21 protein-coding genes, 1 tRNA gene and 1 pseudogene are annotated in these 26,398 nt (G+C 57.7%); 16 read left to right on the top strand and 7 right to left on the bottom strand.

Annotated elements, in window-relative coordinates; all coding sequences use genetic code 11:
* Positions 1-180: 180 nt before the first annotated feature.
* The 8 genes from BMW97_RS08650 to pheP all read left to right on the top strand — a co-directional run bounded on the left by BMW97_RS08650 (position 181) and on the right by pheP (position 9,482).
* A tRNA-Arg gene (locus BMW97_RS08650) sits at positions 181-257 on the top strand.
* Between the two features lie 102 nt (positions 258-359).
* Complete coding sequence (locus tag BMW97_RS08645; RefSeq protein WP_045909679.1) at positions 360-1,190, top strand: CPBP family intramembrane glutamic endopeptidase; 831 nt, start codon at positions 360-362, stop codon at positions 1,188-1,190.
* 358 nt (positions 1,191-1,548) lie between these two features.
* Entirely contained in the window at positions 1,549-2,565 is a 1,017-nt protein-coding gene (locus tag BMW97_RS08640) for an iron ABC transporter substrate-binding protein (RefSeq protein WP_045909678.1), read from the top strand.
* A gap of 24 nt (positions 2,566-2,589) precedes the next feature.
* On the top strand, positions 2,590-4,164 hold the full coding sequence (locus tag BMW97_RS08635) for an ABC transporter permease (protein ID WP_045909677.1): 1,575 nt from the start codon (positions 2,590-2,592) through the stop codon (positions 4,162-4,164).
* Between the two features lies 1 nt (position 4,165).
* Positions 4,166-5,197, top strand: coding sequence for an ABC transporter ATP-binding protein (locus BMW97_RS08630; protein ID WP_045909676.1), 1,032 nt, complete (start codon positions 4,166-4,168; stop codon positions 5,195-5,197).
* 149 nt (positions 5,198-5,346) lie between these two features.
* Positions 5,347-5,622: a DUF1471 family periplasmic protein YahO gene (yahO, locus tag BMW97_RS08625; RefSeq protein ID WP_021241596.1), complete on the top strand. Its 276-nt coding sequence runs from the start codon at positions 5,347-5,349 to the stop codon at positions 5,620-5,622.
* 185 nt (positions 5,623-5,807) lie between these two features.
* Positions 5,808-7,991 (top strand): TonB-dependent receptor, encoded by a 2,184-nt coding sequence (locus tag BMW97_RS08620; protein ID WP_045909675.1) that lies wholly within the window; start codon positions 5,808-5,810, stop codon positions 7,989-7,991.
* Between the two features lie 102 nt (positions 7,992-8,093).
* Entirely contained in the window at positions 8,094-9,482 is a 1,389-nt protein-coding gene (gene pheP, locus BMW97_RS08615; RefSeq protein ID WP_045909674.1) for a phenylalanine transporter, read from the top strand.
* A 104-nt stretch (positions 9,483-9,586) separates the two neighbouring features.
* Here the strand turns inward: pheP and BMW97_RS08610 are convergent, their stop codons facing one another.
* Together BMW97_RS08610 and BMW97_RS08605 are read right to left on the bottom strand one after the other, a co-directional pair.
* Complete coding sequence (locus tag BMW97_RS08610) at positions 9,587-10,831, bottom strand: mechanosensitive ion channel family protein (RefSeq protein WP_048225987.1); 1,245 nt, start codon at positions 10,829-10,831, stop codon at positions 9,587-9,589.
* 65 nt (positions 10,832-10,896) lie between these two features.
* Positions 10,897-12,333 carry an MFS transporter gene (locus BMW97_RS08605; protein WP_045909672.1) on the bottom strand — a complete coding sequence of 479 codons (1,437 nt, stop codon included), beginning with the start codon at positions 12,331-12,333 and terminating at the stop codon, positions 10,897-10,899.
* A 107-nt stretch (positions 12,334-12,440) separates the two neighbouring features.
* Between BMW97_RS08605 and BMW97_RS08600 the strand changes: the two genes are divergently transcribed.
* The 3 genes and pseudogenes from BMW97_RS08600 to BMW97_RS08590 all read left to right on the top strand — a co-directional run bounded on the left by BMW97_RS08600 (position 12,441) and on the right by BMW97_RS08590 (position 14,047).
* Positions 12,441-13,310, top strand: coding sequence for a helix-turn-helix transcriptional regulator (locus tag BMW97_RS08600; RefSeq protein WP_045909671.1), 870 nt, complete (start codon positions 12,441-12,443; stop codon positions 13,308-13,310).
* 139 nt (positions 13,311-13,449) lie between these two features.
* Positions 13,450-13,779, top strand: a pseudogene (locus tag BMW97_RS08595) (type II toxin-antitoxin system RelE/ParE family toxin).
* Complete coding sequence (locus BMW97_RS08590) at positions 13,760-14,047, top strand: helix-turn-helix domain-containing protein (protein WP_045909670.1); 288 nt, start codon at positions 13,760-13,762, stop codon at positions 14,045-14,047. Before BMW97_RS08595 ends, BMW97_RS08590 begins: the two are co-directional and overlap by 20 nt.
* A gap of 35 nt (positions 14,048-14,082) precedes the next feature.
* Here BMW97_RS08590 and nfsB read toward each other — a convergent pair whose 3' ends face one another.
* From nfsB to BMW97_RS08575, 3 genes are all read right to left on the bottom strand, one after another.
* Positions 14,083-14,736, bottom strand: a complete 654-nt coding sequence (gene nfsB, locus BMW97_RS08585; RefSeq protein WP_024906901.1) for an oxygen-insensitive NAD(P)H nitroreductase — start codon at positions 14,734-14,736, stop codon at positions 14,083-14,085.
* 120 nt (positions 14,737-14,856) lie between these two features.
* Positions 14,857-15,225 carry an MmcQ/YjbR family DNA-binding protein gene (locus tag BMW97_RS08580; RefSeq protein ID WP_045909669.1) on the bottom strand — a complete coding sequence of 123 codons (369 nt, stop codon included), beginning with the start codon at positions 15,223-15,225 and terminating at the stop codon, positions 14,857-14,859.
* Positions 15,215-15,805 (bottom strand): TetR/AcrR family transcriptional regulator, encoded by a 591-nt coding sequence (locus BMW97_RS08575; protein ID WP_045909668.1) that lies wholly within the window; start codon positions 15,803-15,805, stop codon positions 15,215-15,217. The genes BMW97_RS08580 and BMW97_RS08575 overlap by 11 nt, the downstream gene beginning before the upstream one ends.
* Before the next feature lie 190 nt (positions 15,806-15,995).
* Here BMW97_RS08575 and BMW97_RS08570 point away from each other — a divergent pair, with 190 nt between their 5' ends.
* Together BMW97_RS08570 and BMW97_RS08565 are read left to right on the top strand one after the other, a co-directional pair.
* A complete protein-coding gene (locus BMW97_RS08570) occupies positions 15,996-17,099 on the top strand; it encodes an MBL fold metallo-hydrolase (RefSeq protein ID WP_045909667.1) in 1,104 nt (367 codons plus the stop codon).
* Positions 17,100-17,131: 32 nt separating this feature from the next.
* The gene (locus BMW97_RS08565; RefSeq protein ID WP_010428317.1) at positions 17,132-17,473 is read left to right on the top strand and encodes a RamA family antibiotic efflux transcriptional regulator; all 342 of its coding nucleotides are present in this window, start codon (positions 17,132-17,134) and stop codon (positions 17,471-17,473) included.
* Between the two features lie 54 nt (positions 17,474-17,527).
* On the opposite strand, the gene BMW97_RS08560 is transcribed toward BMW97_RS08565, so the two are convergent.
* Complete coding sequence (locus tag BMW97_RS08560; RefSeq protein WP_013097677.1) at positions 17,528-17,776, bottom strand: DUF1158 domain-containing protein; 249 nt, start codon at positions 17,774-17,776, stop codon at positions 17,528-17,530.
* Between the two features lie 479 nt (positions 17,777-18,255).
* Between BMW97_RS08560 and BMW97_RS08555 the strand changes: the two genes are divergently transcribed.
* The 3 genes from BMW97_RS08555 to BMW97_RS08545 all read left to right on the top strand — a co-directional run bounded on the left by BMW97_RS08555 (position 18,256) and on the right by BMW97_RS08545 (position 25,313).
* Positions 18,256-20,964: a cation-transporting P-type ATPase gene (locus BMW97_RS08555; protein WP_045909666.1), complete on the top strand. Its 2,709-nt coding sequence runs from the start codon at positions 18,256-18,258 to the stop codon at positions 20,962-20,964.
* A 122-nt stretch (positions 20,965-21,086) separates the two neighbouring features.
* Positions 21,087-22,148, top strand: a complete 1,062-nt coding sequence (locus BMW97_RS08550) for an efflux RND transporter periplasmic adaptor subunit (protein ID WP_045909665.1) — start codon at positions 21,087-21,089, stop codon at positions 22,146-22,148.
* A 9-nt stretch (positions 22,149-22,157) separates the two neighbouring features.
* Positions 22,158-25,313, top strand: coding sequence for an efflux RND transporter permease subunit (locus tag BMW97_RS08545; RefSeq protein ID WP_090392645.1), 3,156 nt, complete (start codon positions 22,158-22,160; stop codon positions 25,311-25,313).
* On the opposite strand, the gene BMW97_RS08540 is transcribed toward BMW97_RS08545, so the two are convergent.
* Positions 25,243-26,364, bottom strand: a complete 1,122-nt coding sequence (locus BMW97_RS08540) for a YbdK family carboxylate-amine ligase (RefSeq protein ID WP_045909663.1) — start codon at positions 26,362-26,364, stop codon at positions 25,243-25,245. The genes BMW97_RS08545 and BMW97_RS08540 overlap by 71 nt on opposite strands.
* Between the last annotated feature and the right edge of the window lie 34 nt (positions 26,365-26,398).

Raw genomic sequence — 26,398 nt, 5'->3', positions numbered from 1 at the left:
CAACTAAGCCTTTTCGCAGCGCTAAATTTTACGGTAAAACGGGGATAAATGTTGAGAAAATAGCCGTATTTACAATCGGCTAGCGGTAATTGCTCCTTAAAACGGAAAAGGCATTGACTCACCTGCCATTGACCGTATAATTCTTCGCGTTTCACCGCCGCGAAGTACACGCTTCTCAGTGCGCCCTTAGCTCAGTTGGATAGAGCAACGGCCTTCTAAGCCGTAGGTCGTAGGTTCGAATCCTACAGGGCGTGCCATTTCATTTCATAGAGTTACGCCTCACTCACATCCTCCTGATTTCCGTTTTGGGACATATTTGGGACATCGACCCTAAAATTTATCGGTCACGAAGGACATTTATGTGGTATCTACTCGCAATTTCGCTTGCCGCACTTTCCCTTAATAAAAGCCTGGCTTACCTGCTGCTGGGATTAACGGCATTTCTCGGCTGGAAACAGAGCATTCTTGACGCCCCGGCGCTGCTGGTTATTGCATCAATCGTAATTGGCTGGTCTGTTGTTGAATGGCTACGTAATAAAGATGATAAATATACTTATCTGATTGAAGGCCTGTGCGTGGTCATCGCCGTTGCCCTGGTTATGCATGTGCTCCCGGGCTTCCATAATCCCAAAGTGCTGGATGCTGTCGTCGTTGGTCCGCAAAGCATACCGTTCAGTATGTACTTTAATATGGACAAGGCGGTGGTGCCGTTCTTTTTAATTACGTGCATGCCAACGCTATTCGTAGCAAAACCCCTCTATAAAATTGGCAAGCTCGGCTGGGGAATATTGGTACTTGCGGTACCCGCGCTGTTACTTCTGGCTGTGGCGTTGGGCGGGCTGAGAATTGAGCCGCATGCGCCAGAATGGTTCGCGCAATTTGCCCTTGCGAATATTTTCTTCGTCTCTTTGGCCGAGGAAGCCCTGTTCAGAGGCTACCTGCAGCAGCGCTTGTCCCGGATCGTTCATCCTGTTGTCGCGTTGTTGATTACCTCAGTCATCTTTGGGCTGATGCATTATAGCGGCGGTTTACTACTGATTATTTTTGCCAGTCTCTCCGGCATTATTTACGGCCTGGCGTGGATGTGGAGCGGCAGGCTCTGGGTTGCAACGTTATTCCATTTTGGACTGAACTGCGTGCATTTATTGTTCTTCACCTATCCTGTGTATGCCCCTCATGCGGCTATGTAATGCTTTTTAAATGAGTAGCCTAATAAATTTAGCTATCTCCGGATAACCATAAAAAGCCCCCGCAATATCGGGGCTTTTTTATATCTGCCGGGAGCGCGAATAACAGATTTACCTTCGCGCCATAATGAATAGAAGGCTAATGAATTTCGTTGTTGGCAGGCTTAAGGTTTTCTTAATCTAGAAATTATCTCGCGTTAAAATTTGGATTTTTATCATTACAAAATCTGCTAAAAAGAAATTTTACACTTTTACGCGTAAACTGGATTGATACTAATTATCATTAGCGTTGTTGTATGCTTTAATCCTGTCCCACAAAGCTATGAGTGGTTACTCCCGTTGGTCTATTAAGGATATGTTCATGAATTCTCGCCTGCTGTCCTGCTTCTCGCTTGCCTTGTTGTCTTCATCCCTTTTCCTTTCCACACAATCGGTTGCCGCCGATAACAACGACGGTATCGTTGTCTATAACGCGCAGCATGAAAACCTGGTGAAGTCTTGGGTTGACGGTTTTACCAAAGAAACCGGGATTAAAGTGACTTTGCGTAATGGTGATGACAGCGAGCTGGGTAACCAGCTGGTTCAGGAAGGCAGCGCATCGCCGGCAGACGTATTCCTGACGGAAAACTCGCCATCCATGGTGCTGGTGGATAACGCTAACCTGTTTGCACCGCTGGATGCCGACACTCTGAAGCAGGTACCGGCAGAGTATCGTCCGGCGCACGGCCGCTGGATCGGCATTGCCGCCCGTAGCACCGTATTTGTCTATAATCCGGCGAAGCTGAGCGAACAGCAGCTGCCTAAGTCGCTGATGGATCTGGCGAAACCCGAGTGGAAAGGCCGCTGGGCGGCATCTCCTTCAGGCGCGGATTTCCAGGCCATCGTGAGCGCGATGCTGGCCCTGAAAGGCGAAAAAGCCACCCTGGAATGGCTCAAGGCGATGAAAGCCAACTTCGTTGCCTATAAAGGTAACAGCACTGTGATGAAAGCGGTCAATGCTGGTCAGATTGATGGCGGGGTGATTTATCACTACTACCGCTTTGTCGATCAGTCCAAAACCGGTGAAAACAGCAAAAACACCCAGCTCTACTACTTCAAACACCAGGACCCGGGCGCGTTCGTAAGCCTTTCTGGCGGTGGCGTGCTGGTGTCCAGCAAACACAAAGCGCAGGCGCAGGCCTTCATCAAATACATTACCGGCAAAGAAGGTCAGGAAAGTCTGCGTACCAACAACGCCTTTGAATACGCCGTGGGCGTGAACGCGTCCTCCAACCCGAAACTGGTTCCGCTGAAAGATCTTGATGCGCCGAAAGTTGAACCTTCAACGCTCAACAGTAAGAAAGTTATTGAGCTGATGACGCAAGCCGGTCTGCTGTGATCCTGAGAGTGAAGTGAACGTCTTATGTCTGGTCTGAGTCTCGACATCGGAAAAAACAGAGTGCAGGAGCCTGCCCGCAGGCGTCCTGCACTGCCGATGGTTGCGTTAGCTGTCTTATTTTCATTACTGGCGCTTCTGCCTTTGGGTTTTATCATTGCCATTGGCATTGAGACGGGCTGGGAAACGATAAAGGCGCTGGTGTTTCGCCCGCGTGTGGCTGAGCTGCTCAGCAACACGCTGTGGCTGACAACCCTGGCGGTTCCGCTGTGTATCGTGACGGGCGTGGCGATAGCCTGGCTCACAGAGCGCACGCAGCTTGCCGGGCGAGGGATCTGGTCTGCACTGGCGGTCGCCCCGCTGGCGATCCCCGCGTTTGTGCAAAGCTATGCCTGGGTGAGCGTTGTTCCGTCCATGCACGGGCTCTCCGCGGGCGTGTTTCTCTCCGTTCTGGCCTACTATCCCTTTATCTACATGCCGGTTGCGGCGGTGCTGCGCCGCCTTGACCCGACGCTCGAAGATGTGGCCGCATCGCTCGGCACCCCGCCGTGGCGGGTCTTTTTCCGCGTGGTGCTGCCCCAGCTCAAGCTGGCTATCTGCGGCGGCGCGCTGCTGGTGGCGCTGCACCTGCTGGCGGAATATGGCCTGTACGTGATGATCCGCTTTGATACCTTCACCACGGCAATTTATGACCAGTTTCAGTCTACCTTCAGCGGCCCGGCGGCAAACATGCTGGCGGGCGTGCTGGCGTTATGCTGCCTGGCTATCTTAGTGCTGGAAGGCGTGACGCGTGGAAAAGCACGCTACGCGCGCATTGGCGCCGGTGCCGCGCGCGAACAGAAACGCTGGCCGCTGAAGCCTGCGGCTGCCGCGCTGGGGCAGCTGTTTTTCATCGTGCTGATCGTGCTGGCGCTGGGCGTGCCGTTGGTTGTCCTGTGTCGCTGGATTTGGCTCGGCGGTGTGGAAAACTGGATGAGCGCCGATCTCTGGCACTCGCTGCGCCAGACGCTGATGCTCGGCGTGGGCGGCGCGCTGCTGACGACGACGTGCGTGATCCCCATCGCGTGGCTCGGTATCCGCTATCCGCACCGTATCTTCCGGATGCTGGAAGGGTGCATCTATATCACCAGTTCGCTGCCGGGCATTGTCACGGCGCTGGCCCTGGTCACCGTCACCATTCACTACGCCCGTCCCATTTACCAGACGGAAATAACCCTGTTCCTTGCCTATCTGCTGATGTTTATGCCCCGTGCGCTCATCAATCTGCGGGCGGGAATTGCGCAGGCACCGGTTGAGCTGGAAAACGTGGCGCGCAGCCTTGGCAGCACGCCCGCGAAGGCGCTCTGGAGCGTCACGATGCGGCTGGCCGCGCCGGGTGCGGCGGCGGGAGCCGCGCTGGTTTTCCTCGGCGTCAGCAATGAGTTGACCGCCACGCTGTTGCTCTCTCCCCTGGGCACGCGCACGCTCTCCACCGGATTCTGGGCGCTGACCAGCGAAATTGATTATGTGGCTGCGGCACCTTACGCGATGCTGATGATCCTGATTTCCCTCCCGCTGACCGCCATTCTCTATATGCAGTCGAAGAAAATTGCAGGGCTATGACATGCTTGAATTAACCGCCATTTCTAAATCGTTTGCTGATGTGCAGGTGCTCGACAGCTTAAACCTGAGCGTTGCGCCGGGGAGCAGAACGGCCATTGTCGGGCCGTCGGGGTCGGGTAAAACCACGCTGCTGCGTATTCTTGCCGGGTTTGAGACACCCGACACCGGACGTATTGTCATGCAGGGGAGAACGCTGTTTGATGAAAACCGTTTTGTCCCAGCCCACCAGCGCGGGATCGGTTTTGTGCCGCAGGAGGGCGCACTGTTCCCCCACCTCAACGTGGCAGACAACATTGCCTGGGGGCTGGACGGGACCCGCCACGAGAAGCGCCAGCGCGTTGAGGCGCTGATGGAGATGGTCTCGCTGGACAGGCAGCTCGCAACACACTGGCCCCACGAGATTTCCGGCGGACAGCAGCAGCGTGTGGCGCTTGCTCGTGCGCTGGCCCAGCGTCCTTCACTGATGCTGCTGGATGAGCCGTTCTCGGCGCTGGATACCGGCCTGCGCGCGATGACGCGTAAGGCAACGGCCGATCTGCTGGCCGAAGCGGGCGTGGCCTCGATTCTGGTCACCCACGACCAGAACGAAGCGTTGTCTTTTGCCACGCAGGTTGCCGTCATGCGTTCCGGACGTTTCACGCAGGTCGGGACGCCTTATGAGGTTTATACCCGTCCCGTTGACGAAGAGACGGCGCTGTTTCTTGGTGATGCGCTAATCCTGCCTGCGCAGCTCACCGCGGGCTACGCCCTGTGCGCCCTGGGTGAGGTGCCCACGGACAACGCGCAGGCGACAGGGCAGGGCAGAGTGATGCTGCGCCCGGAGCAGCTGAGCGTGACGGCATGCGCCTCACATGAAAGCCCAATCTCCATTCTTGATGTGGATTTTACCGGCCACCTGTCGACGCTCACCCTTGGGCTCGCCGGGCAGCTCGAGCCCGTGACCCTGAAGACCGTCAGCCAGCCAGGATGGAACCCGGGCACGGCGGTACGCATTGATATTGCTGGCGCCGCGCGTGTATTCGACTATTCTTAATATTCGTTAATAATTTCATGCAATGGGTTGTTATAAAAGAATTTTCCCGAAAAAATGGCATTTCCTGAGATTCTCTACCATGCTCATAAAACCTCACCATAATGCGTGAGGTTTTTCGTAGTTGCTGATTAATCTCAAGGAAAAAGGTTATGAAAAAGACGACTGCTATTTTGTTGGGAACGGCGTTACTGTTTACGACCAATGCTTTTGCTGCCCAACTGCTGACTAAAAATGAGTTCAAGAAAGTCGAGTCTCAGTATCAAAAAATCGGTACGGTAAGCACTTCAAATGAAGTATCGGTTGATGATGCAAAAAAAGAACTGATTGAGAAAGCCGATAAGCAAGGCGCGGATGTTCTGGTGCTCACCTCAGGGAACACCAACAATAAAATTCACGGTACGGCCAATATCTACAAGAAAAAATAACGTCATTGCAGCCACCCCGAAACGGGGTGGTTGTTCCTCACCCTGTCTCCCCATCTCTTCTTGTTATTCGCAGTTACGCTTGCTAACGCATGGATAATGCGTATAGTTCTCATTTGCATTGCTATAAATACATTCTAAGGCCCGACAACGGGTCATTTTTGCGCGCACTTTCAAATGAGTTAACGATGAACAACACCAACATACACAAAACGCTGCTGGCGCTTGCCGTTGGCGCGGTAACACATTCCGCCTTCGCGGCGGACGATCAAAAAGAAGATACTCTCGTCGTGCAGGCTAAGCCTGCCAGCGAGTTCAAACCCGGTGGCGATCGGCTGGTACCGGCCTTCCTCGACGGACAGGTGGCAAACGGCGGACGGATGGGGATGCTGGGCCAGCAGAACGCCATGGACGTACCGTTCAACATCATCAGCTACACCTCAAAGCTGGTGGAAGATCAGCAGGCGAAAACCATTGCTGACGTAGTCGCCAACGATGCGGGCGTGCAGTTCGTCCAGGGTTTCGGCAACAGCGCGGAAACCTACCGTATCCGTGGTCTGAAGTTCGACGGTGACGACATGACCTTTGGCGGTCTGTCCGGCGTGCTGCCGCGGCAGGTGGTGGATACGCAGATGGTTGAGCGCATTGAGATCTTCAAAGGGGCAAACGCCCTGATGAACGGCGCGGCGAGCTCCGGCGTGGGCGGGATGATCAACCTTGAGCCAAAACATGCGGGCGAACTCCCGCAGGCGAAAGTGGGCGTCGACTACACCTCAGATTCTCAAATTGGCACCACGCTGGATGCGGGCCGTCGCTACGGCGACAACGACCAGTTTGGCGCGCGGGTGAACCTGGTGCACCGCGAAGGGGAAACCGGCATACCGAACGATCGCCGCCGCACCACGCTGCTCTCTACCGGCCTGGATTACAACGGAGACCGCTTCCGCACCTCGCTGGATCTGGGCTATCAGAAGAAAACCTTCCACGGCAGCCCAACCAGCGTCAACATTTCGGCGGTGGATTTCGTGCCCGAGCCGCCGAAAAACGATCGCAACTTCTCGCAGAAGTGGGCCTACAGCAACATCGAAAACGAGTTCGGGATGTGGCGCAGCGAGTACGGCATCACCGACGGCTGGACCGCCTATACCGGACTTGGCGCGCAGCACGCGCACGAGGAAGGGATCTACAGCGCGCCGAAGCTGGTGGATAAAAGCGGTAAGGCAACGGTCAGCCGCCTTGATACCAACCGCATCAGCGATTCCGTCAGCGGCATGGCGGGCATTCGCGGTAACTTTGATACCGGTTTTATCTCGCACAAGGTCAACGTTGGCTATTCGGCGATGACCAAAAACGAAAAAATCGCGTGGAAAATGTCGGCGACGAAGGATAACCCGACGACCAACATCTACCACAACACCGGGGTCGATATGCCGGACAGCAGCAACTTCAACGGATCTGGCGGAAAGTACAGCGACCCGCTGACCAGCGGACGCACCCGTACCCAGGGCTGGCTGTTGAGCGATACCCTGGGCGTGCTGGACGACAAACTGCTGTTCACCGCTGGCGCACGCCACCAGAAAGTGGTCATTCGCGGGTATAACAAAATTACCGGTGCGGAAAACGCGGCAGACGGCTTCGACGGCAGTCGCTGGATGCCAACCTACGGCGTGGTCTACAAGCCGTGGGAGGAAATCTCCCTCTATGCTAACCATACCGAAGCGCTGCAGCCGGGCAAAACCGCGCCTAATACCGCCACCAACTACGGCCAGAGCACCGGTATCGTTCACTCTAAGCAGAACGAAGTGGGCGTAAAGGCGGACTTTGGCCGCGTAGGCGGATCGCTTGCGCTGTTTGAAATCAAGATGCCGTCGGCGATCCTCGACAGCAACAATCACTACGGCCTGGACGCTGAACAGCGTAACCGTGGCGTGGAGCTGAACATTTTCGGCGAACCCATGCTCGGGATGCGCCTCAACGCCAGCGCCACCTGGCTGCAGGCCGAGCTGACCAAAACCAAAAATGGCGTCAATCAGGGTAACGATGCGATCGGTATTCCGAACTTTTACGCCGTATTGGGTGCAGAGTATGACATCAAGCCGATTGATGGCCTGACGGCGACCGCCCGCGTCAACCACTCCGGTGCGCAGTACGCTGACCTGGCAAACACCAAAAAGCTGGACAGCTACACCACGCTGGATCTGGGGATGCGCTATCGCTTCGCGGTGAACCACAATGCAAACCAGATGACGGTGCGCGCGGGCATCGACAACGTGACCAATGAAAACTACTGGGCCAGCGTGGACGATTCCGGTACCTACATCACGCAGGGCGAACCGCGTACCTTTAAGATCGCGGTTGGCTACGAATTCTAAGCGTACCATCTCGTTATCGGGGCAGGGATGCCCCAATCCCTTGCTACCTCAAGCATGAAGTGTTAAAACGTGCCCCTTCTAAAAAAGAGACAGGGGTAGGACGTGAAAGACGCGTCATCCGCTTCAGGCCATGGTAGCGCCGAAGCCTCGTCGGATCAGAATCCGACGCTGCAACGTGGTTTGCAAAATCGACATATTCAGTTAATTGCCCTTGGCGGCGCAATCGGTACCGGGCTCTTTCTCGGCATCGGCCCCGCTATTCAGATGGCGGGCCCGGCGGTGCTGCTGGGTTACGGTATCGCCGGGATTATTGCCTTCCTGATCATGCGCCAGCTTGGCGAGATGGTTGTCGAAGAGCCAGTGTCAGGCTCCTTCGCGCACTTTGCTTATAAATACTGGGGCCCGTTTGCCGGCTTCCTGTCCGGCTGGAACTACTGGGTGATGTTCGTGCTGGTGGGGATGGCGGAGCTGACCGCCGCAGGCATCTATATGCAGTACTGGCTGCCGGATGTCCCGACGTGGATCTGGGCGGCGGCCTTCTTCATCATTATTAACGCCGTTAACCTCGTCAACGTCCGCCTGTATGGCGAAACCGAGTTCTGGTTTGCGCTGATCAAGGTGCTGGCGATTATCGGCATGATCGGCTTTGGCCTGTGGCTGCTGTTCTCAGGCCACGGCGGCGAGCGCGCCACGATCGACAACCTGTGGCAGCACGGCGGCTTCCTCGCCACCGGCTGGAAAGGGCTGATCCTCTCCCTGGCGGTGATCATGTTCTCCTTCGGCGGACTGGAACTGATTGGCATTACCGCTGCTGAAGCGCGCGACCCGCATAAAAGCATTCCAAAAGCGGTTAACCAGGTGGTGTACAGGATTCTGCTGTTCTACATCGGCTCGCTGGTGGTGCTGCTGGCGCTCTATCCTTGGGTAGAAGTGAAGTCCGACAGCAGCCCGTTCGTGATGATTTTCCACGATCTGAATAGCAACGTGGTCGCCTCTGCGCTGAACTTCGTCATTCTGGTGGCATCGCTGTCGGTCTATAACAGCGGCGTATACTCCAACAGCCGTATGCTGTTTGGCCTCTCCGTTCAGGGCAACGCACCGCGCTTCTTAACCCGCGTCAGCCGTCGCGGCGTGCCGGTGAACTCCTTGTTACTGTCAGGTGCCATCACGTCGCTGGTGGTGCTGATCAACTACCTGCTGCCGAAAGAGGCCTTTGGCCTGCTGATGGCGCTGGTAGTCGCTACGCTGTTGCTGAACTGGATCATGATCTGCCTGGCGCACCTGCGATTCCGCGCCGCGATGCGCCGCAAGGGGCGCGAAACGCAGTTCAAAGCGCTGCTTTACCCGGCGGGGAACTACCTCTGTATCGCTTTCCTGGGGCTGATTCTGGTACTGATGTGTACCATGGATGAGATGCGCCTCTCGGCGATGCTGCTGCCGGTGTGGGTGGTGTTCCTGTTTATTGCTTTTAAGCTCTCGCGCAAAAAGTAGCGCAGTTTTCTCCCTCTCCCTGTGGGAGAGGGTCGGGTTGAGGGCACCAGACCGCACCTGCCTTTTCGCCCGGTGGCGCTTCGCTTACCGGGCCTACAAAAAGATTATCTGGCGACAACACCCGATAGGGCGCGAATATCATTCCCGGTGGGTGACTGGTGAATACGCAGACCAAATTCATCCACCACCGCGAAAATATGGTCGAAGATGTCGGCCTGAATCTCCTCATATTCTGCCCAGACCACGGTATTGGTGAAGGCATATATTTCAATCGGCAAACCATTCGCATCAGGCGCTAGCTGGCGCACCATCAGCGTCATATCTTTACGAATACGCGGGTGGTTGCGCAGATATTCGTTCAGGTAGGCGCGGAAGGTGCCGATATTGGTCATCTTGCGCAGGTTTAATACCGATTCCCCTTCACCGTTCTGCTGATTCCACAGGTTAATTTCCTCATGACGTGCGGCCAGATAAGGCTTCAGCAGTTTCGCCTGAATGAGCTTCTGCTGTTCCTGCTCGTCGAGGAAATGAATGCTGGTGGTATCAATGTTCAGGCTGCGCTTAATGCGTCGCCCGCCGGAGGCCGACATGCCGCTCCAGTTGATAAAGGCGTCGGAGACCAGGGCCCACGTCGGAATGGTCGTAATCGTATTATCGAAATTGCGCACTTTCACGGTGGTCAGGCCGATGTCCGTCACCGTGCCGTTGGCACCGTATTTCGGCATCTCCAGCCAGTCGCCGAGCTTGAGCATGTCGTTGGCAGAAAGCTGAATACCCGCCACAAGTCCGAGTATCGGGTCTTTAAACACCAGCATCAGGACGGCGGCCATGGCACCCAGACCGCTGATCAGAATCGCCGGGGACTGGCCAATCAGCAGGGAGATAATCAGTATCCCCACCAGGATGGCGCTCACCAGCTTGATACCCTGGAAAATCCCTTTCAGCGGCAGCTGTGACGCGGTAGCCATTTTCTGCGACAGATTGAAAATCACGTCCAGCAGCGAGAAGAAGGAGAGCAGGGCATACACCATCACCCACAGCTTCGCGCAGGTGGTGAGTATTTCCGCCGCTTCGCTGCCCTTTTGCAGCCACAGTACCGCCTGGACGTTGACAATTATCCCCTGCAGGGTAAAGGCCAGACGGTGAAATAATTTATTCTGGGTGATGATCTGCAGCCATAAATGGCTGCTGGCCTGCGCGCGTTTTTCGAATGCGCGAAGTACCCCTTTGTGCAGAATAAAATGAACGATGATGGCGGTAAGAAAAATAATACCAAAGATAATCACTAAAGAGGTGGTGTGATTAATTTCAATGCCTAACTCTTCAACCTGAGCAATCAATTCCTGCATAACGTCTCCTGTATTTTTGCAGCCCCATAATGGCGGCTGCGGATCTATTATGCAAATTCACGAACTTATTTGGCGGCCTGGCAGACCTTTACCACCGGCAGGCACAGGCGATGGCGGATGCGCAGCGTCGCCAGAGCCAGCACCACCATCATGGCTGTTTCCACCATGAGGAAGACGTTAACCGCCTGGGTGTAATCCCCGTGATGGTTTTGAAGAGCATGCAGCAAAATGGCGCCAAAAATAGCCGGGCCAAGACCCAGCGCGGCCTGCTGCAGGGTGCTTAAAATAGCGCTCGCGGCTCCCGCGTCGTCAGGCTGAATGTCGCGCATCCCGATGCGGTAGAAACTGTTCACGATCAGCGCCTGCCCGTAGCCCACCAGTCCGGTCGCGGGTGCCAGCGTCAGGGTGGTATTCTCCATGCCCCAAACGCGGAACGTGGCGATCAGCGCCAGCAGGCCGGTAATCTGGATCGCCAGACCCGTCAGCAGGATGGTGCTGGTGCTGTAGCGGGCAATCAGCCGAGGTGCGAACCACGCCGAAATAAAGTAGGTCACGCCCAGGGCGATAAAACTGTTCCCGGACTGCCACGGCGCCATCCCCAGACCGGTTTGCATGGTCAGCGCCATACAGAACATAAACCCGGACCAGACGCTGAAAAAGAGCATCGCAATCAGAATGCCAAAGCGCACGCTGCGAAGCGCAAGCAGGCGCGGCGGGATCAGCGGGTGGGCATTCTCACGCTCTTTTTTGCGCGCATTCAGCGCCATCAGCCAGGCCAGCGGGACAAGGGCGAGCAGCATCGCCTTCAGCGGCCAGGACCAGTGCCACTGCGGGCCGAGCGCCATCGGGAACAGCAGGCAGCAAAGCATGATGGCCAGCAACACGGTACCCGGCCAGTCGATGCGTGACGGCGTCTCGCGACGGGTTTCCGGTACGAAGCGGCGGCTCAGCGCCAGCACCACCAGACAAATCGGCACGTTGATAAAGAAGGCGTTACGCCAGCCCAGCCCGGCGATATCCGCAGATACCAGCCAGCCGCCGCCCATCTGCCCGACGATAAACGCAATCCCGCCGATGCCGCCGAACAGGCTGATGGCTTTTGCATGCGCCGTACCTTTGAGCGTCACGTGCAGCGTGGCAAGAATTTGCGGCATGATCAGTGCGGCACCTGCGCCCTGAACGATGCGCGCGGCGAGCAGCTGTTCAATGTTCCCTGCCATTCCGCAGAGCAGCGAGGCCAGGCCAAAGCTCGCCACACCCCACATGAACAGACGGCGACGGCCAAAATTATCCCCCAGCTTGCTGCCGAGCGCGAGGCAGACGGCAAAGGCCACGCCGTAGAGTGCGACGATGAGCTCCAGTTCGGTGGCGGTAGCGTGCAGTGAATGGGTAATGGCGTCCAGCGCCACGTTGGTGATTGAGGTATCAATCATCGGCAGCATCTGGCCGGTTAACAGTAATATCAGGCCAGCGCGACCCGGTGAAACAACTGACGTATTCATGGTAACTCCATTGCGTCATTCAACATATGGTCGTAGCATCTACCATCAGATAAACGGGTACCAGTTCTTGCTTATACTGGTACTGGCACTACCATGCAGGGGGATTTATGGCGCTGATGTCTGAACCCGTCGTCTCACTTCAGGATGACACCCGAAAACAGCTCGGGGCATTTTTACGCGCCAGGCGTGAAAGCCTCGATCCGCAGCGTCTCGGCTTGCCGCGCAGCGGTCGTCGCCGCACGCCGGGTCTGCGCCGGGAAGAGGTGGCGATGCTCGCTGACGTGGGCGTGACCTGGTACACCTGGCTTGAGCAGGGCAGGGACGTCAATCCGTCCAGCGCGGTGATGGCGGCCGTGGCAAAAGCGCTGCAATGCACCCCGACCGAGGCCCGGCACCTTTTTGTGTTAGCGGGTTTGCCGCCGGGTGAAGCACCACAGGCGGTCTGCTGTGAAGGCATCAGCGAAGGCACCCGACGCCTGCTGGATACGCTGATGCCGAAACCCGCGAGCATTCAAAAACCGAACTTCGATATCGTGGCGTGGAACGACAGCTTCGGGCACTTGATGGGCGTCGATTTCAATGACATCCCTCCCGAAGATCGCAACTGTATTTATCTGTTCCTCACGCATCCGGCGTGGCGCGCGCGCCTCGGCAGACGCGACGACGTGCTGCCCATTTTTGTCTCCTATTTCCGGGCGGCGATGGCCGAACACCGGGGTGACCCGCTGTGGGAGGCCAAACTGGCGCGCTTCTTCGCGGTGTCCGAAGAGTTCAAAACCCTGTGGCACCAGCGCAACGACGTGCGCGGCGTGGAGAATCAGCTCAAGCTGTTTACCCATCCCGAGCTGGGGGATTTTACGCTGCAGCAGATGTACTGGTATTCCGCGCCGCGAAACGGATCGCGGCTGCTGGTGTATCTGCCGGTGGATGAAGCGGGAGAGCGGGCGATGGAGTGGCTGGCGGCGCAGGGAAAGTAAGTTTTTTGCGAGGGGCTTTCATGTAATCAAAGCGGATCCGGTTCTGTCTGTTAAAAACGGGTAAGGTGGGACACGAAAAGCTAAATTAGCCTTTAATGCAAATTGCCTTATATGCTAATATTCACAGGGATGAAATATCGTGTTCAGACTTATCGTTCATGAGGCGGTAAGGGAAGAGATTCTCTCACTGCCTGCTGGGGTGCAGGCGAAGCTGATTCGACAGCTTGATAAATTACGCACCAATCCGACAGTACTGAGAGAACCTGACAGCAAACCCTTACCCTATGGTTTGTTTGAAATCAGAACCGTCGGGCTGATCCACACTCGTGGGATCTACGTTTATCAGCGGTAAAAGACAATTTTTCTGCTGCGGGTATTTATCAAGAAAACGCAAAAAACGCCCTCTGCTGAACTCCGTCTGGCATTGAAACGACAACAGGAGATGTTGGATGAGCAAAAAGATTATTGACTGGGATGAACTCAGAGCGGAACTGTTAAGCAATTCAGAAGTGCAGGCTTCTTTTGATGCAGAAGAGCGCAAGGAACGCCTGCGAGAGATGCTGGCGCAATGGCGAGACCATGCTGGCCTGACGCGCGCGCAGGTGGCTGAACGGATGGGCGTCAGCGCACCCACGGTATCCAGAATGGAAGCGAATATTACCCGGGCAAGCCTTGATACGTTAACGCGTTATGCGCTGGTGTGTGGGATTAAACACCCGCAGATTACGCTTTATTGAAACAGGCACGCCGGAACCCAGCGTGCCAGGAGGGATTAGCACTCGGTCACAATCGTGCTCAGCGGCAGGCGAGATTTCGGCAGCGTGGCGTTGAAATCTTCCACGCTGTGATGCCCAACCGGCACCACTACCAGGCTGGTGAAGCCTTTCTCTTTCAGGCCAAACTCTTCGTCGAGGATCGCGGCGTCGAAACCTTCGATCGGTACCGCGTCCAGACCCATAGCGCCCACGCCCAGCAGGAAGTTGCCGACGTTCAGGTAAACCTGCTTCGCCATCCACTGGTCGTCATCTTTCAGATCCACGCGGTGCATGTCGGCGAAATAGGTGCGGCCCTTATGGTTCGCGGCTTTGGCTTCCGGGGTGTTGAAGCGACCGTCGGCTTCTTCCTGATCGACAACGCGCTCCAGCCAGGCATCGTCCATCGCGGTTTTCGCGCAGAACACCACCACGTGAGAGGCATCCAGCATTTTGCGTTCATTGAACACATAGGTGCCTGCCGCGGATTTCGCCACGCGCGCTTTTCCTTCCTCGGTGCTGGCCACAATGAAGTGCCACGGTTGGGAGTTGGTGCTGGACGGGCTGTACTGCAGCAGGGTTTTGATTTTTTCCGCTTCTTCAGCGGTCAGTTTTTTGCTTGCGTCGAACGCCTTGGTGGAGTGGCGTTTCAGCGCAACAGAAATGATATCCATAACAACTCCTGATGATGAAATTCGCCCGCGTGCGGGCGCGAAAGATGAGCAGATTACAGCGGGACGGGGAAAAAGATAAGGGCAATTCGAGCGTTTAATCTGTTCGTCTCAGACGAACAATCAGACCGGCCGGATCCACTTCTGGTCTTTTTTCGGCAGTTTATCCACCACCAGATGCCAGGAATCATTGATAAGATCGGTAACCAGTTCCGGCGTCACGTCGTCCGTACCGTAAAGGGAGATCCAGTGCTTTTTGTTGAGGTGATAGCCCGGTTCAACGCCGCGATAAATCTGCTGGTTTAACAGCGATTTCTCCGGGTCTGACTTCAGGCTGACGTGCGGCCGCTCGTGTGCGACGGCCACAATCATGAAAATTTTTCCACCCACTTTAAACACGTCAAACTCCGGCCCAAACGGCCAGCAGTGTTCAGTGAACGGCAGTTCCAGCGCCACGCGTTTTGCGTGCTCCTGCAACGTTTTACTGTCCATCGCTCTCTTCCTGGGCAAGCCCGCGCCACATCACCTCAAAGCCGAGCGCTTTAAACTCAACGGCGCGGGACGGATCGCGGGTGGCAAATTCCATCGTACTTTCGGCCAGCGATAAGAAAAGCGCATCGCCAAATGTTTTAAATTCATCAGACATAAACACCTGACGCACCGAGCGGCGGCAGAGTTCATGCAGCTCCGGAAACATCTCTTTCACCGCCTGTTCCGTTTCGACGCTCAGCTTTTCACTGACGCCAATCTGGCGGATCGCCGCATGCGCAACGGGGTTACGAATACCCCAGTCCACATAGCTGTTCCAGATATTGCGGGTATGTTCTTTAGGCAGCGTGATTGTGCGATCGAGGTTTGCCAGCATGGTCTGGCAGAGATCCTGCTTCAGATGCAGATAGAGGGCATTCAGCAGATCGTCTTTCGTAGCAAAGTAGCGGAACAGGGTGCCTTCGGCGACGCCCGCCTTACGGGCAATGAGCGCCGTTGAGGCGGCAATACCTGACTGTGCAAACGCCGCCGTTGCGGCTTCCAGTAAGGCCTGTTTTTTATCTTCACTCTTCGGACGTGCCACTAAATTTTTCCTCCTGTCAATTATAAAAACCCTGATTGAAACACGTGCTTTGACACGCTGCAACGCGGAATGTCAAAGATCGAAAACGTCTTGACGACTTTATCATCATATCTATAATGAGTGCTTACTCACTCATAATCAAGTTTACCCTGCGCACGCTATCGGATGGGGCGCGTTTTCGGGTCAGGATATGAAAAAACCTCTCTTCATCTGCGTGGTGTTAATCATGATTATTGCTTCAGCCGCGAGTTTACCGTTTGTTCTGAATGCCGGATTCGGCCAGCCGCCGCAGGGTGAACGCCTCACCGAAGTGGAGGCCTCCCCACAGTATCGCGAGGGGAAATTCCACAATACGCTGCCGACGCCGGGATATAACGGTGACAAAAATATGCTGGTCGCGATGTGGGAGTTTCTGACTAAAAAAACTGAAAACGCCCGCCCGGCCCAGCCGCTACCGCTGGTGAAAACCGATCTTGCGAGCCTGCCGCTGGAGCAGGACACCCTGGTGTGGCTCGGTCACTCTTCGTGGTATCTGCAGCTCGCAGGCAAACGCATCCTGATTGACCCGGTGCTTGGCAACTATGCCGCGCCGTTTTCGTTCCTCAATAAGGCCTTTGCCGGCGAGTATCCGTGGCGTGCTGAACGCATGCCGGAGATCGACCTGCTGATTATCTCGCACGATCACTACGATCATCTGGATTACGCCACTATCAAGGCGCTACTGCCGAAGGTGAAGCGGGTGGTCACGCCGCTGGGCGTGGGATCCCACCTGCGTTACTGGGGGATGAAGCCCGAGATTATTGACGAGCGCGACTGGAACCAGTCGGTACGCATCAGCGATGAATTGACGGTGCACGTTCTGCCAGCGCGTCATTTCTCCGGTCGCGGCATCAAACGCGATCGCACCCTGTGGGGCAGCTTCATGTTCGTCACGCCAGAGCAGAAGGTTTACTACAGCGGGGATTCCGGTTACGGCCCTCACTTCAGGGCCATCGGTGAACAGTTTGGCGAAGTGGACGTCGCCATCATGGAAAACGGCCAGTACGACCAGGACTGGAAGTACATCCACATGCTGCCGGAGGAAACGGCGCAGGCCTCGGCGGATCTGAACGCGAAAGCCGTGGTGCCCGGGCATAACGGACGCTTCGTGCTGGCGAAACACGCCTGGAACGATCCGCTGATCCAGCTGGCAAAAGCCAGCAAGGATAAAAATTATCGGTTGCTGACGCCGGAACTGGGCGAGCCCGTCCGGGTAAGCGACAGCGCACAAACCTTTCGTGCGTGGTGGGAATAATGTTTAAGCGAGAAGCAGAGGGGGACAGCAGTATGACCATTTCCGCTCAAGTCATCGACACTATCGTCGAATGGATCGACGACAATCTGCACCAGCCATTACGAATAGAAGAGATTGCCCGTCACGCGGGTTACTCGAAATGGCACCTGCAGCGGCTGTTTATGCAGTACAAAGGGGAGAGTCTGGGGCGTTATATTCGTGAACGTAAGCTGCTGCTGGCGGCGCGCGATCTGCGAGAATCCGACGCCCGGGTGTACGACATCTGCCTGCGTTACGGGTTTGACTCGCAGCAGACGTTTACCCGTATCTTCACCCGTACGTTCAACCAGCCGCCGGGTGCGTACCGTAAAGAGAACCATAGCCAGACACATTAACCTGTCGCGTGTAGGCCGGGTAAGGCGTAGCCGCCACCCGGCTTTTTTATGGGCTCAGGACGCGAGTGAAAACCAGCGTCGCCAGACGAAACGCAGCACGAAGAACTCAATCGCCCCGAGCAGTAAAAACCACACGCAGAACAGAATGGTATAGAGCTGGTTAAGATCGACCATGTGAAAGGTCTGAACCAGCTTCTGAGCCAGCACCAGCCCAAGCGAAGGCGCCGGGAGCAGCAGGCACGAAAGCAGGGCCAGTAATAAAATGCCGCCTGCGGTGAGCAGCGATTCTAGCGGGTGTTTCATCGTAATGTTAATCGTCAGTTAAAAATGTCATTGTCCGGCATTCTGTAACGTAAAGCAATATCAGCCCCGCTGACCTTTTTGAATAAAACAAAAACATTATTACTGCGCACAAATAACAACATACGACCCGGCGTTTATATTAATATCGCGTTATGTAAATAAACGTCCGCATCAGGAAAATAATTTTACAAATGTATAGGTGCTATAACCAATTAACGTGGCAATAACAATGGCCGCGATAACGTATAACACCAGTCTGCGCCCGCGATAAATACCCCACATGGTTCCCCCTCGTTTAGTTTTGGTTTAGAAATATTTTGTAAAAATCAGAACATCGAAATAGTTTTAAACAGTTTTGAATAACCGAGAAGTCATTATATTGCGGTAGATCAATTTTACCCGCAAGACTTTAAAATGAATTTATTTAAGCCCGAAAGGAATTCAGGCTTCTGTTCACCGGAAATTGAAGGAAAAATACGATGACTGAAAAAAAAGTGATTCCGAACGTGCCGCCTTCCGGCGGGCTGGCATACCAGCAGACCGTAGAGCAGGTGCTTGCACACGCGCAGAGCCAGGCCAGCGGTTTGGACCGTGCAGAGGCGCAGGCGCGTCTGCAAAAAACAGGACCAAACGCGCTGCCGGAGAAAAAAGGCAAACCCGCCTGGCTGCGTTTCCTGGCCCATTTTAATGATGTGCTGATTTATGTCCTGCTGGCCGCCGCCGTATTAACGGCAGTAATGGGCCACTGGGTTGATACGCTGGTTATTTTGGGCGTGGCGGTAATCAATGCCTTAATTGGTCATATTCAGGAAAGTAACGCGGAAAAATCCCTGAAGAGTATTCGTAATATGCTTGCCAGCGAGGCGCGCGTTATTCGTAACGGCAACCATGAAACAATCCCCACAACTGAAATAGTCCCGGGCGATATTATTGTATTACGCGCGGGGGATCGTATTCCGGCGGATATGCGTTTAATTGAAGCTCATAATTTACGTGTGGAAGAGGCGATTCTGACCGGTGAATCCACCGTGGTGGATAAACACGTTAATCCTCTGAGCGGCGAATTACCGCTGGGCGATCGCACCAATATGGTCTTCTCCGGGACGACCGTCAGCGCGGGCGGCGGCATCGGTGTGGTCACCGCGACCGGTCAGGATACGGAACTCGGCCACATCAACCAGATGATGGCGGGTATCGAGAAGCACCGTACGCCGCTGCTGGTGCAGATGGACAAGCTGGGTAAAGCGATCTTCGCCATTATCCTTGCAATGATGGCCGCGCTGTTTGTCTTCAGCCTGGTGTTCCGCGAGATCCCGATGGGCGAGCTGCTGCTCTCCCTGATTAGCCTGGCGGTGGCCTCCGTACCAGAAGGTCTGCCGGCAATTATCTCCATCATCCTCTCCCTTGGCGTGCAGGCGATGGCGCGCAAGCGGGCGATTATCCGCAAGCTGCCGACGGTTGAAACGCTCGGCGCGATGACCGTGGTCTGCTCGGATAAAACCGGTACCCTGACCATGAACGAGATGACGGTCAAATCCATCATCACCGCCGACGCCTGCTACCGCGTGGACGGCAACAGCTACGAGCCGGTGGGTAACATCTACCTGGAAGGCAGCGACGAGCCGGTGCAGATCCAGCCGGGCACCGTGATGGAGCAGTACCTGCGCACCATCGACCTGTGTAACGACAGCCAGCTGATTCAGGACGATCGCGGGCTGTGGGGCATCACCGGCGGCCCAACCGAGGGCGCGCTGAAGGTGCTGGCGGCGAAAGCCAGCCTTGAGCCGGTGATGACCACGCTGGTTAACAAGATCCCGTTCGACTCGCAGTACAAGTACATGAGCACCCACTACCAGATTGGCGGTGAGGAGCAGATCCTGATCACCGGCGCGCCGGACGTCATTTTCGCCCTCTGTGCGCAGCAGCAGACCCGTCACGGTGCAGAAGCCTTCAACCGCACGTACTGGGAAAGTGAGATGGAGCGCTATGCGCGTCAGGGGCTGCGCATGGTCGCCGCGGCGTTCAAACCAGCGAACGGCGAGCAGGAACTGACGCACGATGACCTGAGCCACGGCCTGATCTTCCTCGGCATCGCCGGGATGATGGATCCGCCGCGCCCGGAAGCCATTGACGCGATTAACGCCTGCCAGCAGGCGGGGATCCGCGTGAAGATGATCACCGGCGATCACCCGCAGACGGCAATGAGCATCGGGCAGATGCTGGGGATCAGCAACAGCGAGCAGGCGGTTACCGGCTACGAGCTGGAGAAGATGGACGACGCCGCCCTGGCGGACGCGGCGGTGAAGTATGACATCTTCGCCCGTACCAGCCCGGAGCATAAGCTGCGCCTGGTGAAAGCGCTGCAGGACAAAGGCGAAATCGTCGGCATGACCGGCGACGGCGTGAACGATGCCCCTGCGCTGCGTCAGGCGGACGTGGGTATTGCGATGGGCATTAAGGGCACGGAAGTGACCAAAGAGGCGGCGGACATGGTCCTGACGGACGATAACTTCGCCACCATCGCCAGCGCGGTGAAAGAGGGGCGTCGCGTTTACGACAACCTGAAGAAGACCATCCTGTTCATCATGCCGACCAACCTGGCGCAGGGGCTGCTGATTGTGATTGCGCTGCTGGCGGGGAACATCATTCCGCTGACGCCGGTGCTGATTCTGTGGATGAACATGGCCACCTCCGCCACGCTCTCCTTCGGCCTGGCCTTTGAGGCCGCCGAGCGCAACATCATGCGCCGTCCGCCGCGTCAGACCGGGCAGCACGTGATGGACGCCTACGCCGTCTGGCGCGTGGCCTTCGTCGGCACCATGATTGCCATCGCCGCCTTTGCGCTGGAAGCCTGGCTGGCTCCGCGCGGCCACAGCGCGGAGTTCATCCGCACCGTGCTGCTGCAGATGCTGGTCTGCGCCCAGTGGGTATACATGATTAACTGCCGCAACACCGAAGGGTTCTCCCTCAACCGCGGTCTGCTGGCGAACAAAGGGATCTGGCTGGTGACGGGCGTGCTGTTCCTGCTCCAGGCGGCGATTATCTACCTGCCGTTTATGCAGATGCTGTTCGGTACCGAAGCCCTGCCGCTGCGCTACTGGTTTGTGACCCTGGCCGTTGCAGGCGTGATGTTCTTCGTCGTCGAAATCGAGAAGCGACTGACCCGCAGGTTCCGTAAGGCTGCATAACGAAAACCTTACCCCTCACCCTAACCCTCTCCCCACAGGGGAGAGGGGACCGCCCGGTTTTCTCCCTCGCCCCTTTGGGGAGAGGGCCGGGGTGAGGGGAGAAACAACGCTGAGGTACTCCCATGAAATTCCCGGTCCTGTTAGCACTTCTTGTCAGTACCCTGCAACCCGTATTCGCCGCCATTCCCGTTCGCGTCGCCACCGTGGAGCAAACCGCCCACGCCGCCGAGCGCCAGATCCCGGGCCGCATCGAAGCCATTCACACCGTTGAGCTACGGGCGCGCACGGAAGGCGCGATTGCCAAAATCCACTTCCGCGACGGGCAGTACGTGAAAAAAGGCGACGTGCTGTTTGAGCTGGACGACGCCGAGCCGCGCGCTGCCCTGCGCCTGGCGCAGGCCGAAGTGAAAAGCGCCGAAGCCACGCTGCGCCAGGCGCAGCAGCAGCTTTCCCGCTTTGAAAGTCTCGGCAGCAGCAACGCCATCAGCCGTCACGACGTGGACAACGCCCGCATGCAGCGCGACGTCGCCAGCGCCGCTCTCGAGCAGGCGAAGGCCCGGCTCGAAGCCCGCAACGTCACCCTGAGCTACACCCGCATCACCTCGCCGATTGACGGCCGCGTGGGGCACAGCAGCTTCCACGTGGGTAGCCTGGTCAACCCGGCGAGCGGCGTTTTGGTGGAGGTGGTGCAGCTTGACCCGATCCGCATCGCCTTTGCGCTGGAAGAGGGGGCGTTTGCCGCTAAAGCCGGACAGCATGCGGATATCAACGCCATGAAGCGTGCCTGGCAGGCGCTGATCGACAGCAACGGCCAGCGCGTCAGCGGCGAGCTGACATCAGTGGATAACCGCATTGACCCGCGTACCGCCAGCGTGATGCTGCGCGCCGAGTTTGCCAATCCCCGCCATCAGCTGCTGCCCGGCGGCAATGTGAACGTGTTTTTGCGCCCGGCAAGCGAACAGCCGGTACTGACCCTGCCCGCCGCCGCGGTCCAGCAGAACGGCGACGGCTACTTTGCCTGGGTCGTTAATGCCGACGGCAACGCCGAAATGCGCCAGCTGAACGTGGCTGGTCAGATTAGCCAGCAGTTCCAGATCACCTCTGGCGTGAAGCCCGGTGAGCGAGCGATTACTGACGGCGCGCAGCGCGTGCAGCCCGGCGCTGTTGTCCAGATACTGAATTAAGGAGCCATCATGCTGACGTTTTTCATCAAACGCCCGCGCTTCGCGATGGTGATTGCGCTGGTCATCACCCTGCTGGGGGCCATTGCGCTGAGGATTATCCCGGTGGAGCAGTACCCGCAGATCACGCCGCCGGTGGTGAACGTCTCTGCCAGCTGGCCCGGTGCCAGCTCCGCGGACGTGGCGGAGGCCATCGCCACGCCGCTGGAGACGCAGCTGAACGGCGTGGACCATATGCTCTACATGGAGTCCACCAGTTCGGATGAAGGCACTTACAGCCTGAACATTACCTTTGCGGCGGGCACCGATCCGGATCTCGCGGCCATCGATGTGCAAAACCGCGTGGCGCAGGCCGTGGCGCAGCTGCCGACCGAGGCGCAGCAAAACGGCGTGCAGGTGCGCAAGCGGGCCACCAACCTGATGATGGGGGTAAGTCTTTACTCACCGAATAACACCCACACGCCGCTGTTCGTCAGCAACTACGCCAGCACCCAGGTGCGCGAGGCGCTGTCGCGTCTGCCCGGCGTTGGGCAGGTGCAGATGTTCGGCGCGCGCGACTACAGCATGCGCATCTGGCTGCGCCCGGACCGCATGAACGCCCTGAACGTCACCACTGATGACGTGGCGCAGGCGTTGCGTGAGCAGAACGTACAGGGCGCGGCGGGTCAGGTGGGCACGCCGCCGGTGTTTAACGGCCAGCAGCAGACCCTGACCATCAACGGGCTGGGGCGCTTAAGCCAGGCCGAAGAGTTTGCCGACATCATCATCCGCGCCGGGGAGATGGGCCAGCTGGTGCGCCTGAAGGACATCGCCACCATCGAGCTCGGCTCGCGCAGCTACAGCTCCGGCGCGCAGCTGAACGGGCACGACTCCGCCTATTTGGGTATCTATCCGACGCCGTCCGCCAACGCCCTGCGCGTGGCCGATGCGGTACGTGCGGAGCTGGAACGCCTCTCAACGCGCTTCCCGGACGACCTGGTTTATGAGGTGAAATTCGACACCACCTCTTTTGTCGCCGCGACCATTAAAGAGATCGGCGTCTCGCTGGCGCTGACGATGCTGGCGGTGGTGGTGGTCGTTTCCCTGTTCCTGCAGAGCTGGCGCGCGACGCTGATTGTCGCCCTCGCCATTCCGGTGTCGCTGGTGGGCACCTTTGCGGTGCTCTACACGCTCGGCTACTCCGCCAACACGCTCAGCCTGTTTGCCATTATTCTGGCGCTGACCATGGTGGTGGATGACGCCATCGTGGTGGTGGAGAGCGTTGAAACGCTGATGGCGGAAGGGCAGAGCCGCACGGCGGCGACCGCGCTGGCGCTGCGCCAGATTGCCGGGCCGGTGATCGCGACGACGCTGGTGCTGCTGGCGGTATTTGTGCCGGTGGCGCTGCTGCCGGGCATTGTCGGCGAACTCTACCGCCAGTTCGCGGTGACGCTCTCCACCGCCGTGACGCTCTCAAGCCTGGTGGCGCTGACCCTGACGCCCGCGCTGTGCGCGATGCTGCTGCGTCCGCGCCCGGAGAAACCGGCGGCCGTTTATCGCGCCTTCAACCGCGGGCTGGACGCCACGCGCGGTTTCTACACCCGCATCGTGAATGTCTTAAACCTGCGTCCGTGGCTGGCGCTGCTGGCCACCGCAGGCGCGGCGGCAGTCGTGCTGTTCAGCTTTACGTCGATGCCAAAAGGCTTCCTGCCGCAGGAGGACCAGGGCTACTTCTTCGCCAGTGTTCAGCTGCCGGAAGCGGCTTCGCTGGAGCGCACCGAAGCGGTGATGACCACGGCGCGCGAGTTAATCGCCAAAAACCCGGCGGTTGAAGACGTGATTCAGGTCTCCGGGTTTAACATCCTCAACGGCACCAGCGCCTCCAACGGCGGGTTTATCTCCATCATGCTGAAGGACTGGAGCGAGCGCCCGCCGCTGGAGGAGGTGATGGGCACCCTGCAGCGCCAACTGCTGGCCCTGCCGGAAGCGACCATCATGACCTTCGCGCCGCCGACACTGCCGGGGCTGGGCAACGCCTCCGGCTTCGACCTGCGCATCCAGGCCCAGGCTGGGCAGAGCCCGGCGGAGCTGGAGCGCGTCACCCGCGAGGTGCTGGCGAAAGCTAACCAGCATCCGCAGCTGAGCCGCGTGTTCACCACCTGGAGCAGCAACGTGCCGCAGCTGACCCTGACCGTTGACCGCGAGCGCGCCGCCCATCTTGACGTGCCGGTGTCGCGCATCTTCAGCAGCCTCCAAACCGCCTTTGGCGGCACCCGCGCCGGGGATTTCAGCATCAACAACCGCGTCTACCACGTGGTGATGCAAAACGAGATGCAGTGGCGCGAGCGCGCCGAGCAGATTAGCGAGCTGTTCGTGCGCAGTAACAGCGGCGAGCGGGTACGCCTGAGCAACCTCGTCACCATCACGCCGACCGTCGGCGCGCCGTTCCTGCAGCAGTACAACCAGTTCCCGTCCGTGTCGGTGAGCGGCTCGGCAGCGGCTGGGGTGAGCAGCAGCACCGCGATGGCGGCGATGGGTGAGATTCTGGCGGAAAGCCTGCCGGCTGGCTACGACTACGCCTGGAGCGGCATGTCGTACCAGGAGCAGCAGACCGGCAATCAGGCGATCTGGATCGTGCTGGCGGCGGTGGTGATGGCATGGCTGTTCCTCGTCGCCCAGTACGAGAGCTGGACGCTCCCCGCAAGCGTGATGCTCTCGGTGCTGTTTGCCATCGGCGGGGCGCTGGTCTGGCTGTGGATGGCCGGATACGCCAACGACGTGTACGTGCAGATTGGTCTGGTATTGCTGATCGCGTTAGCGGCCAAGAACGCGATTCTTATCGTCGAGTTCGCCCGCGCGCGGCGTTTGGACGGAATGGCGATTGTCGATGCCGCGCGGGAAGGGGCCTCGCGCCGCTTCCGCGCGGTGATGATGACCGCCGTGTCGTTCATTATCGGCGTTCTGCCGATGATGCTGGCGACCGGCGCAGGCGCCCAGAGCCGTCGCATCATCGGCACCACGGTCTTCAGCGGCATGCTGGTGGCGACCGTGGTGGGGATTCTGTTCATCCCCGCGCTGTTCGTGCTGTTCCAGCGCCTGCGTGAGTGGGGCCACGGCCTTACGGACTCGTCGCCCACAGCTCGCAGTGCTTCTGGACCAGAGAAATCAGCGAGCCGCCGTCGGCGATAAAGTCGCGCATGCGCTGCGCCTCGCTCTTGCCCTGCTTTAACAGCAGGGCAATTTCATTGATTGCGCTTGTGGCACCGAGCTTATCGGCCGACGGCGCCACCTGCTCCAGCAGCCAGGCGATGTCTTCCGCCACGGATCGTTGCTCGCCGGTGTGCACATCCGTCAGGATCCCCTCCAGCCCGTAGCGACACGCCTGAAAACGGTTAAAACGGTAGAGCAGAAAATCCCGTTCCTGATGCTTATACGGCCGCGTGGTCAGCAGCCAGTGTGACGTGGCCTGAATCAGCCCGGCGATGTTAATCGCGTGGCCGAGCGTCAGCGGCGTATCCATCACCCGCACCTCCACGGTGCCAAAATGCGGGCTGGGGCGAATATCCCAGTGCAGATCCTTGATGCTGTCGATCATGCTGGTGGAACTCAGGCGGCGGAACAGCCCTTCAAACTCCTGCCAGCTGTTGACCCACGGCATCTGTCCGTTATCCGGGAACCCGGAGAAGATATTGAGCCGCGACGAGGAGAACTTTGTGTCGGTGCCCTGCATGTAAGGCGAGGCGGCCGCCAGGGCAATAAAGTGCGGCACAAAGCGCGACAGGCCGTGCAGGAGGTAAATGGCGTCATCCCCGGTCCGGCAGCCGACGTGAACGTGCTGACCGAACACTGTCGCCTGCAAAATCAGATAGCCAAAGCGCTCCAGCGTGACGTTATAGCGCTCGTCGTCGCACACCTCCTGGCGCTGCCATTTCTGGAACGGATGCGTCCCGCCGCCGCAGATCTGAATGTGCTGCTCCGCCGCCGCGCGCAGGATGCTCTGCTGCATCACCGAGAACTGCGCCGCCGCCTGATCGATGGTCTGACACACGCCGGTGGCGATTTCGAGCATGCTTTCGGTGATGTCGTGTTTGACTTCACCGCCTTTGATGTCGTCTTTGACGGCGGCGATGAGCGCGGAGGAGTCCTGGCTGAGATCGTACCCCGGCGGGTTAACCACCTGCAGTTCGAGCTCGATGCCAAGGGTGAACGGTTCAGAGGATTTAAAATCGGGTAAAGGCATGGCGCACTCCGTTGTCTGTGAATATTGAGTATAG

Source organism: Enterobacter sp. NFIX58, from assembly GCF_900110475.1.
GTDB lineage: Bacteria > Pseudomonadota > Gammaproteobacteria > Enterobacterales > Enterobacteriaceae > Enterobacter > Enterobacter quasiroggenkampii.
The sequence above is the reverse complement of the archived record's forward strand: the minus strand, read 5'-3'. Positions and strand labels throughout refer to the sequence as shown.

Bases quoted from the DNA above. Each gene is read 5' to 3' on its own strand.
- BMW97_RS08645 (WP_045909679.1), top strand. From the start codon at position 360: ATGTGGTATCTACTCGCAATTTCGCTTGCCGCACTTTCCCTTAATAAA.
- BMW97_RS08640 (WP_045909678.1), top strand. From the start codon at position 1,549: ATGAATTCTCGCCTGCTGTCCTGCTTCTCGCTTGCCTTGTTGTCTTCA.
- BMW97_RS08635 (WP_045909677.1), top strand. From the start codon at position 2,590: ATGTCTGGTCTGAGTCTCGACATCGGAAAAAACAGAGTGCAGGAGCCT.
- BMW97_RS08630 (WP_045909676.1), top strand. From the start codon at position 4,166: ATGCTTGAATTAACCGCCATTTCTAAATCGTTTGCTGATGTGCAGGTG.
- yahO (WP_021241596.1), top strand. From the start codon at position 5,347: ATGAAAAAGACGACTGCTATTTTGTTGGGAACGGCGTTACTGTTTACG.
- BMW97_RS08620 (WP_045909675.1), top strand. From the start codon at position 5,808: ATGAACAACACCAACATACACAAAACGCTGCTGGCGCTTGCCGTTGGC.
- BMW97_RS08610 (WP_048225987.1), bottom strand. From the start codon at position 10,831: ATGCAGGAATTGATTGCTCAGGTTGAAGAGTTAGGCATTGAAATTAAT.
- BMW97_RS08605 (WP_045909672.1), bottom strand. From the start codon at position 12,333: ATGAATACGTCAGTTGTTTCACCGGGTCGCGCTGGCCTGATATTACTG.
- BMW97_RS08600 (WP_045909671.1), top strand. From the start codon at position 12,441: ATGGCGCTGATGTCTGAACCCGTCGTCTCACTTCAGGATGACACCCGA.
- BMW97_RS08590 (WP_045909670.1), top strand. From the start codon at position 13,760: ATGAGCAAAAAGATTATTGACTGGGATGAACTCAGAGCGGAACTGTTA.
- nfsB (WP_024906901.1), bottom strand. From the start codon at position 14,736: ATGGATATCATTTCTGTTGCGCTGAAACGCCACTCCACCAAGGCGTTC.
- BMW97_RS08580 (WP_045909669.1), bottom strand. From the start codon at position 15,225: ATGGACAGTAAAACGTTGCAGGAGCACGCAAAACGCGTGGCGCTGGAA.
- BMW97_RS08570 (WP_045909667.1), top strand. From the start codon at position 15,996: ATGAAAAAACCTCTCTTCATCTGCGTGGTGTTAATCATGATTATTGCT.
- BMW97_RS08565 (WP_010428317.1), top strand. From the start codon at position 17,132: ATGACCATTTCCGCTCAAGTCATCGACACTATCGTCGAATGGATCGAC.
- BMW97_RS08560 (WP_013097677.1), bottom strand. From the start codon at position 17,776: ATGAAACACCCGCTAGAATCGCTGCTCACCGCAGGCGGCATTTTATTA.
- BMW97_RS08555 (WP_045909666.1), top strand. From the start codon at position 18,256: ATGACTGAAAAAAAAGTGATTCCGAACGTGCCGCCTTCCGGCGGGCTG.
- BMW97_RS08550 (WP_045909665.1), top strand. From the start codon at position 21,087: ATGAAATTCCCGGTCCTGTTAGCACTTCTTGTCAGTACCCTGCAACCC.
- BMW97_RS08545 (WP_090392645.1), top strand. From the start codon at position 22,158: ATGCTGACGTTTTTCATCAAACGCCCGCGCTTCGCGATGGTGATTGCG.
- BMW97_RS08540 (WP_045909663.1), bottom strand. From the start codon at position 26,364: ATGCCTTTACCCGATTTTAAATCCTCTGAACCGTTCACCCTTGGCATC.